The organism is Myceligenerans crystallogenes, from assembly GCF_039529775.1.
In the GTDB taxonomy this organism is placed as follows: domain Bacteria; phylum Actinomycetota; class Actinomycetes; order Actinomycetales; family Cellulomonadaceae; genus Myceligenerans; species Myceligenerans crystallogenes.
Genome location: NZ_BAAANL010000011.1, coordinates 42,756 through 55,672 on the forward strand (window position 1 = coordinate 42,756; position 12,917 = coordinate 55,672).

The window sequence follows — 12,917 nt, forward strand, 5'->3', positions numbered from 1 at the left end:
CGAGCTGCGGCGCTCCGTCGTCGGAGCGCTGGGAACGGGCGGGCGAAACCCTTCGGCCATTGAAAGGTTTCATTCGCTCGGAGCCCATCATGCATGAGGCGGCCGACCGTGTCCAGACCGATCCGGAAAGCGCTACCCGTGGCGGCCGGCCGGCGGACACCCGGCGGCCTGCCGGGTGGCCGCGCGACCACCCGGCTAGCCCGTCGTGACGAAGACCTGGATCGAGAGGGCGTCGAGCGTGGTGGTGCCGTCGCACCGGCGCTCCTCCTCGTCCGGGGGCTCGGGACGGTCCCAGGCCGAGTCCCAGACGCGGTTCCAGCGCCGGGCGGGCGCGGCGGTGCCGGAAGCGCTGCCGGAAGCGGCGTCGTCGGGCGCGGTGTCGTCGGGCGCGGTGTCGTCGGGCGCGACGCCGTCGGGCGCGACGCCGTCGGGCACGGCGCCGTCGGGCACGGCGCCGTCGGGCACAGCGGCGCCGGCCGCGGCCGCGGCCGCGGCCGCGGCCGCTCCCGTGCCGGGGACGGGCGCGAGGCGGACGACGACGTCGGACAACCCTCCGTTGAGCACCACCAGCACGTCCGCGTCGGCGTCCCCCGGCCCCGAGCGCAGCATCTGCAGCACCCGCAACCCCGGCGTGCCCCACTTCCCGCCGTCCATCTGCTCGCCGGTGCCGGCGTACCACAGCAGGTCCGGGTCGGGCTCGTGCGGCCGCGGCGTCCCGAGGAAGAACGAGTCCGCGCGCAGCGCGGCGTGCTCGTGCCGCAGCCGGGCGAGGAACCGCGTCGTGGCCAGCAGGTCCTCGCCCGCCGCGTCGAGCTTCCACGGCACCCAGGAGGTCTCGTTGTCCTGCACGTAGGCGTTGTTGTTGCCGCCCTGCGAGCGCCCCGACTCGTCGCCGGCCGTGATCATCGGCGTCCCGGCGCCGAGCAGCAGCATCGCGAGCAGGTTGCGCTGCGACCTGCGCCGCAGCGGCACGATGGCCTCCCACGGCTCCTCGTAGGCGTCGTCGCCCTGCGGGGTGTGCCCCTCCAGGCCGTGGTTCCAGGAGAGGTTGTTGTCGGTGCCGTCGCGGTTGTCCTCGCCGTTGGCGTGGTTGCGCTTGTGCTCGTAGGCGACCAGGTCCGCGAGCGTGAAGCCGTCGTGCGCGGTCACGTAGTTCACCGACGCGACCGGCCCGCGCACCAGCGGCGGGTCCCCCGGGCCGAACAGGTCCGCCGAGCCCGCGAGCCGCGTGGCGAGGTCCCGTAGCCCGCGCATCTCGCCGCCGTGCGACCCGTGCTTGGGGGCGTCCAGCCAGAACCCGCGCACCGCGTCGCGGAACCTGTCGTTCCACTCGGCGATCGGCGGCGGGAACTGCCCGGTCTGCCAGCCGCCGGGCCCCACGTCCCACGGCTCGGCCACGAGCTTCAGCCCGGACAGCAGCGGGTCGGTCTGCAGCGCCACCAGGAACGGGTGGTCGGGGTCGAACCCGTAGTTGCCCCGCCCGAGCGTGGTCATCAGGTCGAACCGGAACCCGTCCACGCCGATCGTGGTGGCCCAGTACCGCAGCGAGTCCAGCGCGAGCTGCACCACCCGCGTGCGCCGGAAGTCCAGGGAGTTGCCGCAGCCGGTGACGTCCGCGAGCGCCGCGGGCGACGCGCCGTCGTGCAGGTAGTAGACGGGGTTGTCGAGGCCGCGCCAGGACAGGTGCAGGCTGTCCTGCCCGCCCTCGCAGGTGTGGTTGTAGACGACGTCCAGCAGCACCTCGATGCCGGCCTCGTGCAGCAGGTGCACCATGCCGCGCACCTCGTCGAGCACGGCCTCGGCGCCGCGGCGCTGCGCGGCGCGGGTCGCGTAGGCGGTGTTGGGCGCGAAGAACCCGAGGGTGTTGTAGCCCCAGTAGTTGGTGCGGCCCTTGGTGGCGAGCCAGGGCTCGGTGGCGCTCGCGTGGATCGGCAGGAGCTCGAGGGTGGTGACGCCGAGCGCCTTGAGGTGCTCGATGGTCGCGGGGTGCGCGACCCCGGCGTAGGTGCCGCGCAGTTCCTCGGGGATCCCGTCGTGCAGCATGGTCAGCCCGCGCACGTGCGCCTCGTAGACGACGGTGTCCGCCCAGGGCACGCGCGGCCTGGTCAGGGGTGGCGGCGGCGGCAGCGGGCCGACGACGACGCCGTGCGGCACGTGCGCGATCGAGTCCCGCGGGTCGGCAGGCCCGTAGGGATCGGCGACGAGGGCGTCGCTGCCGGGGGCCGACGGCGAGCCGAGCACCTCGGGCGCGTAGGTGACCCTGCCGACCAGGCCCCGGGCGTACGGGTCCACGAGGAGCTTGGCGGGGTTGTACCGCAGCCCGGCCCGCGGGTCCCAGGGCCCGTAGGCGCGGAACCCGTACCGCTGACCGGGCTGGACGCCCGGGACGTGGGTGTGCCAGACGCCGTAGACCGGGCCCTCGAGCTCGATGCGGCGCTCGCCGTACCGGGCCGGGTCGGTCTCGGGCAGGCCGGGGTTCACGACGTCGATGAGGCACAGGTCCATCGCGGTGGCGTGCGACGCGAGGACGGCGACGTCGATGCCGCCGTCCCGCGTGGGGTGCACGCCCAGCGGCGGCACGTGGCTGCGGTGCCGGGTGGGACGCTTGAGCGGCCGGACGACGGGCCGCGGCTCGGGATCTCCGGGGAAACGCTGGGGTGTGGCTGTGACGGGCGGGGACTTCCGTTCGGGCGCCATGGTCCCATCGTGGCAAACCCGCGGCCCGCAAGCAGCATCACTTCGGATCTATCCACGGACGGTGCGCGCGGTTACGCTTCCCGCATGCCTGACGCCGACTTCAACAACGGCCCGGCCGGCAGGGGTGCCGCCGAGGCCGACGTCGTCGTGATCGGGGCCGGCCTGTCCGGCCTCGTGACCGCCACGGAGCTCGCGGCCGCGGGCAAACGGGTGATCGTGCTGGACCAGGAGCCGCAGCCTTCCCTCGGCGGGCAGGCGTGGTGGTCGTTCGGCGGGCTGTTCCTCGTGGACTCGCCGGAGCAGCGCCGCCTCGGCGTGCGCGACAGCGCGGAACTCGCGTTCGCGGACTGGCTGGGCTCGGCGCAGTTCGCCGCCGGGGCGGACCGCGGCGTAGGGCCGGATCGGTACGGGTACGACTGGGCCAAGGGCTTCGTCGAGTTCGCCGCGGGCGAGATGCGTCCATGGCTGCGATCCAAGGGCGTGAGCTGGTTCCCGCTGGTCCAGTGGGCGGAGCGCGGCGGCTATCCGGCGGGGACGGGGATCGTCGACGCACCGGGGGCGAGCGCTCCCGGCGGCTCGGCGCCCGGCGGCGTCGTCGGCGATCAAGCTGCCGAGGGCCGCGGCACTGCCCCCGGGCAGATCGCGCACGGCAACTCCGTGCCGCGGTTCCATGTCACCTGGGGCACCGGGCCGGGGATCCTCGCGCCGTTCGTCGCGGCCGCGCGCGAGGCGCACCGCGCCGGGCGGCTGGAGATCCGGTTCCGGCATCGCGTCGTGGAGGTGCTGACGTCCGGCGGCGCCGTGACCGGTGTGCGCGCGCAGGTGCTGGCCGACGACGCCGCCCCGGGCCGCGCACCCTTCGCGGGGCGCGGGGCGCCGTCGTCCCGCGAGGTGACCGGCGAGGTGGAGCTGCGCGCGCAGGCCGTCGTCGTCGCGTCGGGCGGGATCGGGGCGAACCACGCGGTCGCGCGGGCCCGCTGGCCGGAGTCGGCCGGGCGGCTGCCGGAACGGATGCTGTCGGGGGTGCCGGACTCCACCGACGGGCTGATGATCGGGATCGCGCGCGACGCCGGGGGCGCCGTCGTCCACGAGGACCGGATGTGGCACTACCCCGAGGGGATCGCGAACCACTCCCCCGTCTGGACCGACCACGGGATCCGGATCCTGCCCGGGCCGTCGTCGCTCTGGCTCGACGCCGACGGCGGGCGGCTGCCCGCGCCGCTGTACCCCGGCTTCGACGCGCTCGGCGCGCTGCGGCACATCACGAGCCGCGGCGACGACCACTCCTGGTTCGTGCTGAACAAGACGATCATGGAGAAGGAGTTCGCGCTGTCGGGCTCGGAGCAGAACCCGGACCTGACGGGCCGGTCGGTGCCGCAGCTCCTCGACCGCGTGCGCGGGCGGGCGGTCCCGGTGCGCACTTTCGCGGAGCAGTCGCCGGAGTTCGTGTGGGGGTCGACGGCGGCGGAGCTGGCGGCGGGGATGAACGCGCTGACCTCGGCGACCCCCGGTTCGCGCGGGCACATCGACGCGGAGGAGCTCGACCGGCTGATCGCCGCGCGCGACGCCCAGGTGCTGTCCGGCCTGGGCAAGGACCCGCAGGTGGTGGCGACGCGCGCGGCGCGCGCGTTCTGGGTGGACCGCAGGATCCGCGTCGCGCCCGCCCGCGCGCTCACCGACCCGGCGGACGGCCCGATGCTCGCGGTGCGGCTCTCGGTGCTGACCCGCAAGACCCTCGGCGGCCTGTGGTGCGACGCCGCGGGGCGGGTCCTGGACCCGGCGGGCGAGGTGGTCGAGGGCCTGTGGGCGGCCGGCGAGGCCGCGGGCTTCGGCGGCGGCGGCGTCCACGGCCACCGGGCGCTGGAGGGCACGTTCCTGGGCGGGTGCCTCTTCACCGGGCGGACCACGGGGCGGGCGATCGCCGGATCCCTCTGACCGGGGCTGCGGCCGGTCGCCGGCCCGGGGCCGGTGACCGGAGCCGGGCCGGTGACCGGACCTGGGTCAGTGGCCGGACCTGGGCGGCCCGCGACCGGACCCGGCCCGGCGTCCAGGGCTGCGGCCGGCCGCCACCACGGCGGAATTCGGCGGCCCCGCCGGGCGGACAGGTGACGCACGCGGCGAGCCGGGGCAGTAGGTTCGGACCCATGCTGGGACGCGACGAACGAGAGTCTTCCGCCCACGCCCTGCTCGCGGCGCGCGCGCAGGGCTGGTCGGCCGAACCCGTGGAACTTCTTGACCTGGGCACCATCGCCGACACCCTGGCGACGGTCGCGAGCCTCGACGGCCTCGCCGCCGTCGTGCACCTCGGGCATCCCGAGCAACCGTCGCCGGGGCTGGAGCGCGCGCTGCTGGAGGGCGCGCCGTCGCTCACCCTGACCGCCGCGGTCGCGGTGCTGCCGGAGTGGGTCTGGGTCGCGGGGCCCGGCAGCTCCGGCGGGCAGGTGGTCGTCGACGAGGCGGGGCTGCGCGACTGCGCCGGCATCCTGCGCGGCCTGGGCATCCACCCGCGGCTCGTCCCGACGCGCACCCCGATCGCCGAGCGGATCGCCCTCGCCGGGCCGGACGGCTCCCTCGTCGTGGAGCGGTCCCGCATGCCCGCGGGCTTCGCCGAGCTGCCCGACAGCGCCGTCCTCGCCGAGCGCGGCCCGGTCTGGTACGGCCTGCTCCAGTCCCGCGCCGACGCGCCGGAGTTCACCACGCCCGCGCAGGTCTGGCTCGCGTTCGGCCCCTACGACGACCACCGCGGCTCCCTGCAGCCCACCCTGTCGGTCATCGCCGACGCCGGGATCGACCTGCAGCACCTGCGCAGCCAGGCGTCGGTCACGGGCCCGCACGTCTTCTTCACGTCCTTCTCGTGCCCGAGCTCCGCCGTCCTGGCCGCGCTCGTGAACGAGCTCGACACCAGCGGCATCGCCCACCGCGTCCTCGCCGTCCTGCCGGGCGCCGCGTTCGAGCCGGGCCCGGACCGCGCCACGCCGCAGTGGTCCGGTGAGCTGTGAGCGCCCCGCTGCGCGCCGCCTATCTCGGCCCGGAGGGCACGTTCACCCACCAGGCGGCCCTCGAGTGGATCGCCCTGCGCGGCAAGGGGGACGACGACGCCACGGCGTCCGTCGTCGAACCCCTCGCGACCGTGCCGCACGTCCATGACGCGGTGGCCGCGCGCGCCTGCGACGTCGGGGTCGTGGCGATCGAGAGCTCCGTCGAGGGCTACGTCGTGCCGTCGCTGGACGCCCTGATCGGGAGCCCCGACGTGGTGGCCGTGGACGAGGTGGTGCTGGACGTGTCCTTCGACGCGTTCGTCCGGCCGGATCACGGCGAGCTGCGCGAGGTGAGCGCGCATCCCCACGGGCTGGCGCAGTGCGCCCGGTTCGTCGCGGACTCGGGGCTGACGCCGGTACCGGCGTCGTCCAACGCGGCGGCCTGCCGTGACGCCGGCCCGCACACGATCGCGCTCGGGCCCGCGGTCTGCGGCGACCTCTACGGGCTGGAGACGCGCGCCCGTGCGGTCGAGGACCTGCGCGGCGGGCGCACCCGGTTCCTGGTGCTCGCCCGGCGCGGCGAGGCGGGCGCGTACCTGGACGCAGCGCGCACGACGGGCGCCGCGGCCTGGCGCGCGATGGTGGCCGTCACCCCCGTGGTCACGGGGCCCGGGGTGCTCGCCCGGATCACCGCGGCCTTCGCCGGGCGGCGGGTGAACATGTCGAGCCTGATCACCCGGCCCCTCAAGGCGCAGGAGGGGAAGTACGTGTTCGTCGTGACCCTGGACCAGGCCCCCTGGGAGCCGGGTGCGCGCGACGTGCTCGCGGAGCTGCTGGCCGCCGGCGACTCCCTCAAGACGCTCGGCGTGTTCCCCGCCCCCGACCGGGACCTGGGCGGCACGCTCGACCCGGACCACGTGCCGATCGGCTCCGTGTCCGGCGACGCGGCCGCCGCGGACCTGGCCGCCGGGCTGCTGTGGTGATCTGAGCGGCTCGCGTCGCGCCGGAGCCGACGACGCCTGCCGGGCGCCACTCACCGGGGCCGCCGACCGGGCCTGACCTGCTCGGCGGCCCGCGCGTCCGCGGTGCCGGCGTGCTACTGTCACCTCGGTCGCCTATAGGCGTTGGTCCCGGTGTTGAGTCCCGTGTCGAGCAGAGGTGAGCTTGCGAGATGCCGAATGTTTCCGTGGCGACCGTCGGCGTCGTCGGGCTCGGGCTGATCGGCGGGTCGCTCGCGCGGGCGCTCGTGGCGGGCGGCGTGCCCGTCGTCGCGACGGATCCTGCTCCGACCGCCCGGGCGGCCGCACGAGCGGTCGGCCTGCAGGTGTCCGACGACGTCGCCGACCTGTGCGGGAACCGGCCGGACCTCGTGGTGCTCGCGGTGCCGCTGCGGGCGATGCGCGCGGTGGCCGGTGAGGTCGCGGACGCGCTGGCCGCCGAGCCCGGGTGGGATCCGACGGTGACGGACGTCGGCTCGGTGAAGGGGCCGGTGCGCGACGCCGTCCAGGACGCCGGGCTGGGGGCGCGCTACGTGGGCGCGCACCCGATGGCGGGCACGGAGCACAGCGGCTTCGACGCGTCGTTCCCGGACCTGCTGCGCGGGATCCGCTGGGCGGTGACGATCGTGGCGGACGGCGGCGCCGGGCACGGCGGGGTGCCGGGAGGCGGCGCTGCCGGGCACGGCGGGGTGCCGGGAGGCGGAGCCGGGGGGCCGCTCGCGGCGCCGGGCCCGAGGCGATCCGCGGCGGACCGGCTGGAAGCCCTGTTGCGGCTGATCACCGGGCCGCTGGGCGGTTCGGCCGCCGTGCTGACCGACGACGCCCACGACGAGGCGGCGGCCCTCGTGTCCCACGTGCCGCACGTGCTGGCGGGAGAACTGCTCGGGTTGGTCGCGGGCGCACCCGTCCGGGACGTGGCCCTGGGGCTCGCGGCCGGGTCGTTCCGGGACGGGACGCGGGTGGCCTACGGCGACCCGCGGCGCACCGAGGCGATGGTGACGCAGAACGCCGCCTGGGTCGCCCCGGCACTGCGGCTCGCGGCCCGCGACCTGGAGATGCTCGCGGACGCGCTGGACGCGAACGCCCCGGCCGGATGGTTCTTCGACCGCCCCGAGCCGGTACGCGCGGACCGCCGGCCCCGGGGCACGACGGCGCCGTCGTCCGCCACGAACGGCGTGCGGCAGATCCCGCGGCGCCAGGCCGAGCCCCCGGCCCAGGAACTGATCACCCTGGAGGGCGACTGGCCCGCCACCCTCCTGGACCGCTGCGCGGCGGGCGCCGTCGTCGTCAAGCTGGAACACGACACGGCCGTCCTCACCTGACACCGCCGCCCGGCGCCCGTCACGAACGCCGGCGAGCCGCCTGCACGACGACGGCGACGCCCAGCACCAGCGCGGCCAGCAACGCGACGCCGGTGCTGGCTGCCGCGGTCAGGAGCTTGGCCTGCGCGGCCGTCGCGTTCGATTCCGCACGGTCCACGGCGCCGGCCCGGAGGCTGTCACGGACGGCGCGTGCTTCCTCGGTCCACTGCCGCGACTCGGCGACGAACTGCTCCTGCAGCTCCGGGGTCGCGCCCGCCAGGTCGCCCTGCAGGGTCAGGTCTCGCACCGTCCCGAAGGCGCCGTCGGGAGCCGGCATCTGCAGTTCGCCCGGAAGCTGGTCGAGCGCGCGGTCGGCCGCCCCGAACAGATCGTTGCCGGTGCTGATCTGTTCGACGGCCTCGACGTGGCCGGAGCCGGCGGCACCGGTCGCGATCACGACCGGGATCAGCGACCGGTCGACGGCGCCTGCCAGGAGCACTTCGTTCGCCGCCTGGTGTGCGGCGAGGTGATCCGCCAGCCCGCGGTCATCGGTGGCCCGGGAGAGCTGGTGCGAGACATCGGCGCTGTCCGCCAGGAAGAGGTCGTACGCCTTGGTGACCGTCTGCGGCGCCATGCCGCCCTTGGCGACGTGCTTCTGGACCGCCTGGATGTCCACGCCGTCGTACACCACCTGATCGAAGGCAGACGTCACCTCTTTCGGGAGCGCGCTCATGTCGAGATCGGTGACGAGCTCGTCCCGCTCGGCCAGCAGGGCCGTCGTCCGCGCTTGTGCCGAGGGCGCCCGGCGGACGGTCGCGCCGCCTTGCCTCAGCGGCTTGCCGTCATCCGTCCCGGGTACGCCGCGCAGCAGCGCCGTCCGAGCCAGCTCGGCGGCACACGGCGCCGTCGTGCACGGCCCCGACGCGGTCACGACGAGCGCGCGCTCCTGGGCCAGCGCGGTCATGAGGTCGTCCTGGACCTCGAGGACGCCGACGGCGTCGGCCAGCTGCGTGGCCTTCGTGGACCCGGCGACCGCGCCGACGGCGAGGTAGCCGCTGACGGCGCCGATCGCGAGGGCGGCGACGAGAAGAGCGACGAGCACCACGGAGGGCCGCGGCCGCCGTGCCTCGGCACGATCGTCGTCGAGCTCGGCAAGGATCCGTCCGGTGAAGTGCTCCGGGCTGCCGAGGCTTTTCGCCGCCTGCTCGGGGGTGCGGCCCGCCTCGGTGGCCTCGGCGAAGTGGGCGCGGAGATCATCGAGGACGGCATCACGCTGGCCGGGCGCGAGGCCGCGCAGCCGCTTGCCGACGTCACGCAGGTACGAGCGCTCGATGTCCGGGGTCGTGGAGATCATGCGAGGGAGTCACTTTCTCGGGCGAAGGTCGTGGTGCCGTGCGTACCACCGGACAGGAGCCGGCGCGGCGTCCTGCCGGCGTCGTGCGGGCAGGAACGTTCGGTGTCAGGGGTCATCGCGGTTCCTCTCGTCGTCGTGCTTCCCCCAGCAGGGTGTCGACCTGCGCGCTGAGGGGGGCCCAGACCTGCGCGAAGGCGGTGAGCTGCTCGGAGCCGCGCTCCGTGATGGCGTAGTAGCGGCGGGGACGCCCGGCCCCGGACGTCACCGCCCGAGGCTCGACGAGGCCGTTCTCCCGCATCCGGGCCAGCAAGGGGTAGAGGCTGCCCTCGCTCGCGATCAGCTCGCGCCGGACGAGGTCGTCGGCGAGCTCGAGGCCGTACTTCTCGCCCTGGGCCAGCAGCGCGAGCACGCAGTACTCGAGCACTCCCTTACGGAGGTTCGTCGCGATCCGTACGTCGTTCACGGGACCGACCCTAACCTTGTGTAGCAAGGCTTGTAAAGCAAGTATTGCTACGCAAGATTTTGCGCGATGGCGCAGGTGGGGCGAAGGTCAGGGCACAGCAACAGCAGAAGGCCCGCGGTGGTGCCTTCGAGGGGCACTACCGCGGGCCTTGCGGCGCCGTACTGCGATGGGAGAGCTACCGACGGAGCGGAGGGCGTCAGCTCCCGGTCAGAGGCTTCCTCGGTCAGTCGCCGCCGTCACCGCCGCCGCCCTTGGTGCACTCCACCGGGTTGTCCGGCTTGTAGGTCCAGGTGTACTGCTCGTCCTTGACCAGTTCGCCGTTCAGGGAGACCTTGCGGAAGTTGGTGATCGTGAAGCCGTTCTCGCCACCCGGGTAGGCGACGCACTCGGGGTCGTTGCTCTTGACGGGCGACGTCTTGACGACGGCCTGCTGGCCGGTGTCGCTGGTCTGCACCGTGTAGTGCTTGGTGCTCCAGAGCCGGACGGTCAGCTGGCCGCCGCTCACGAAGGACTCCAGCACGGCGCCGTAGGGCGTGTCGTTCGTGAACTTCATGTCGAGCGCGCCGACGTAGATCGTCGCCTCGCGCCCGGCCGGGTAGCGCGGGAACCAGAAGCTGTGCTGGCGGTGCTCGACGTCGTCGTACCCGGCGAAGTAGCCCGCGTTGTAGCTGGTCGTGGCCATCTGCGAGAGGCCGCCGCCCACGCCCTCGACGTGCTTGCCCTCGCTGACGATGCCGGACGACACGTACCCGTTCGCCTCGGTGATCGGCGACAGCGCCTCGATCAGGGAGAAGGTCTCGCCCGGCTTGACGAGGTTCCCGGTGATCATCTCGGCGCCGCGGATCAGGTTCTGCGTGCGGACGTTGTCGTCGGTCAGCGGGGTCGAGAACTCCGACACGATCTCGTTCACGCCGAGCTCCTCGAGCGCCTTCTTCGTGTCCTCCGGGTCCTGCTCGTGGAGCTTGACCTCCGCGACGCGGTCGTCGCCGCGCGCCGCGGCGTTCACCCGCTCGCCGACCTCCTTGGCGTCGAGCGTCGTGCCAGCACCGCCGCCGACGACGACGGGCCGCCCGCCCTGGAACTCGAAGTGCGCGTCCTCGGGGATCGTCAGGAGACCCTGCGCCCGCTCGCCGATGGTGTCCACGAGCGCGTCACGATCGAACCGCAGCTTCAGCGTGCCCTCGTCCGGCGCGAACGAGGCGTTCGCGGCGAGGTCCGCGGGCGTGAGCTCCACGCTGTAGCCCTCGACCCGGACCTCGACGGACGCGGAGATGACCTTCTCCGCCTGGGTCATCGCGGCGTCGACCTCGGCCTGGGTGATGTCGGCCTCGGTCTCCTTGGTCGGGAGCGTGTACGGCGACTGGGACACCAGCCAGTTCTCGGTGATGACCGCCGTCGCGCCCTGGGCGTCGAGGGTCGAGCCCTTCCGCGCGTCGGTCGCGCGCGGGACGCCGTCGGTGAACTCGACCGCGCCGTCGGCCGGCTTGACGGTCATGTTCTCGGACAGGCTCTCGACGGCGCCCTTGAGCAACTTGTCGTCGACGGCGAGGACGAGGTCCTCCTCGCCGCCGCTGCCGGAGAGGTGCTGCCACATGCGCACGGGGTCGAGCGAGAAGCCGGTGAGGCCGTCGACCGTCGCCTCGGCGTCGTACGCCAGGCCCGACTTGGCCGGGTCGAGCTTCGACTCGGTCTCACCCGCCACCAGCACGAGGGACTTCTTCGAGCGCTTCGCGAGGCCCTCGTCCAGGGCCGCGACCGCCTCGTCACGGGACTTGCCGCCGATGTCGATCCCGGCGACCGTGGTGCCGCCCGGCACCGCGCCCGCCTGCACGCCCGCGAGGATCGCGAACGCGGCGACGACGGCCACCACGCCCAGCCCGACCGCCAGCAGCGTCTTGACCGGGGCGCGGCGCTTCGGAGCCCCGGCACCGCCCTGGGGCCCGAAGGATCCCGGGAAGTTCGGGGGCGGCAGGATCTGGCCGGGCGCGGCGCTGCCGGGTGCGCCGGCCTGCGGGCCCGGGGCCCCGTACGGGCCGCCCGGGGGCCGCACGCCGTGCGGAAGGGCGTTCGGGGACGACGCCGCGCCCGGAGCGCCGGCGGGCCGGCCACCGGACTGCCCGAAGGGCGGCTGCCCGGCCTGCGGGCCGCCGCCGGGCTGCCCGAAGGGCGGCTGCCCCGTCTGCGGGCCACCGCCGGGCTGCCCGAACGGCGGCTGCCCCGTCTGCGGGCCGCCGAGCGGCTGGGTGCCGCCCGACTGGCCGGCGCGCAGGGCGCTCACCGGCGCCGTCCCGCTGAAGCGCGGCGCGTCCGCGGGAGGCGCCGCGGCCGGGATCTCGCCCGGCGAACCCGGAGAGGGGGGAACGATGGTGGCGGGCTCCCCCGCGGGCGGAACCGTGGGCGCCCCGGCCGGAGGCGGCACCGAGGCAGGCGTTCCGGAGGCGGGCGCCGCCGCGGCAGCCGAGGCGGGAGCGGGCGTTTGCCGGGCCGGGGGCATCGAGGCAGGCGGCGCCGAGGCGTCCGCCGGCGGCACGGATGCCTGCGCGGCGGCCGGCGACGGCGAGGCGGGCGCCGCCGAAGCGGGCGATGCCGGGCCGGACGCCGCAGCGGCAGCAGGCCGGGCCGCCTCCTGGCGGGGCGCGCCGTTGCCGGAGCCGGGATCGCGGTCGGCGTCGTCGAAGGCGAACACGCGCGGCTGGTAGCCGCCCGCCGCCTCGGGCCGGGCAGCGGACTGCTCGGGGCGAAGGTTGTCGACGACGGACTGCAGCAGCGCGGCCTGATCGCCCGGCTCGTCACCCGATGCCGGGGTCCCGGACGACGACGGACCTGTGGGCGCAGGGCCTCCGGTCGAGCCTGCCTGCGCGGGGCCTGCCTGCGCAGGGCCTGCCTGCGCGGGGCCTCCTGACACCGGGCCGGACGACGACGGCCCGGCGACCGGCGCACCCGAGGGCGCCTGCCCGCCGGGACCAGGAGCGGGCGCAACGGGCGCGCCACCGGATCGCGCGGGCTGACCCGGAGCCTGCGGCTGCTGCGGACCAGCCGGCGGCGTCGAACCGGAGCCGGGGAACGGCGTCGGCCCGGAACCGGGGCCGGAACCCGGAGGCACCGTAGGCCCGGAGCCAGCCGGCG

At 75.2% G+C, this 12,917-nt stretch carries 8 protein-coding genes; 4 read left to right on the forward strand and 4 right to left on the reverse strand.

Annotated features, from left to right (window positions below; all coding sequences use genetic code 11):
* Nucleotides 1-195: 195 nt before the first annotated feature.
* Nucleotides 196-2,697, reverse strand: a complete 2,502-nt coding sequence (gene glgX / locus ABD208_RS19620; protein ID WP_344106329.1) for a glycogen debranching protein GlgX — start codon at nucleotides 2,695-2,697, stop codon at nucleotides 196-198.
* Nucleotides 2,698-2,781: 84 nt separating this feature from the next.
* Here glgX and ABD208_RS19625 point away from each other — a divergent pair, with 84 nt between their 5' ends.
* The 4 genes from ABD208_RS19625 to ABD208_RS19640 all read left to right on the forward strand — a co-directional run bounded on the left by ABD208_RS19625 (nucleotide 2,782) and on the right by ABD208_RS19640 (nucleotide 7,995).
* Entirely contained in the window at nucleotides 2,782-4,632 is a 1,851-nt protein-coding gene (locus tag ABD208_RS19625) for an FAD-binding dehydrogenase (protein WP_344106332.1), read from the forward strand.
* A 209-nt stretch (nucleotides 4,633-4,841) separates the two neighbouring features.
* Nucleotides 4,842-5,696, forward strand: coding sequence for a hypothetical protein (locus ABD208_RS19630; protein WP_344106335.1), 855 nt, complete (start codon nucleotides 4,842-4,844; stop codon nucleotides 5,694-5,696).
* Nucleotides 5,693-6,658 carry a prephenate dehydratase gene (locus tag ABD208_RS19635; RefSeq protein WP_344106338.1) on the forward strand — a complete coding sequence of 322 codons (966 nt, stop codon included), beginning with the start codon at nucleotides 5,693-5,695 and terminating at the stop codon, nucleotides 6,656-6,658. Before ABD208_RS19630 ends, ABD208_RS19635 begins: the two co-directional genes overlap by 4 nt.
* 188 nt (nucleotides 6,659-6,846) lie before the next feature.
* A complete protein-coding gene (locus ABD208_RS19640; protein ID WP_344106341.1) occupies nucleotides 6,847-7,995 on the forward strand; it encodes a prephenate dehydrogenase in 1,149 nt (382 codons plus the stop codon).
* Between the two features lie 19 nt (nucleotides 7,996-8,014).
* On the opposite strand, the gene ABD208_RS19645 is transcribed toward ABD208_RS19640, so the two are convergent.
* The 3 genes from ABD208_RS19645 to ABD208_RS19655 form a co-directional block, all read right to left on the reverse strand.
* A complete protein-coding gene (locus tag ABD208_RS19645; RefSeq protein ID WP_344106344.1) occupies nucleotides 8,015-9,328 on the reverse strand; it encodes a DUF1700 domain-containing protein in 1,314 nt (437 codons plus the stop codon).
* A 112-nt stretch (nucleotides 9,329-9,440) separates the two neighbouring features.
* Nucleotides 9,441-9,791 carry a PadR family transcriptional regulator gene (locus tag ABD208_RS19650; protein ID WP_344106346.1) on the reverse strand — a complete coding sequence of 117 codons (351 nt, stop codon included), beginning with the start codon at nucleotides 9,789-9,791 and terminating at the stop codon, nucleotides 9,441-9,443.
* Between the two features lie 223 nt (nucleotides 9,792-10,014).
* A complete protein-coding gene (locus ABD208_RS19655) occupies nucleotides 10,015-12,696 on the reverse strand; it encodes a VanW family protein (RefSeq protein WP_344106348.1) in 2,682 nt (893 codons plus the stop codon).
* Nucleotides 12,697-12,917: the final 221 nt, after the last annotated feature.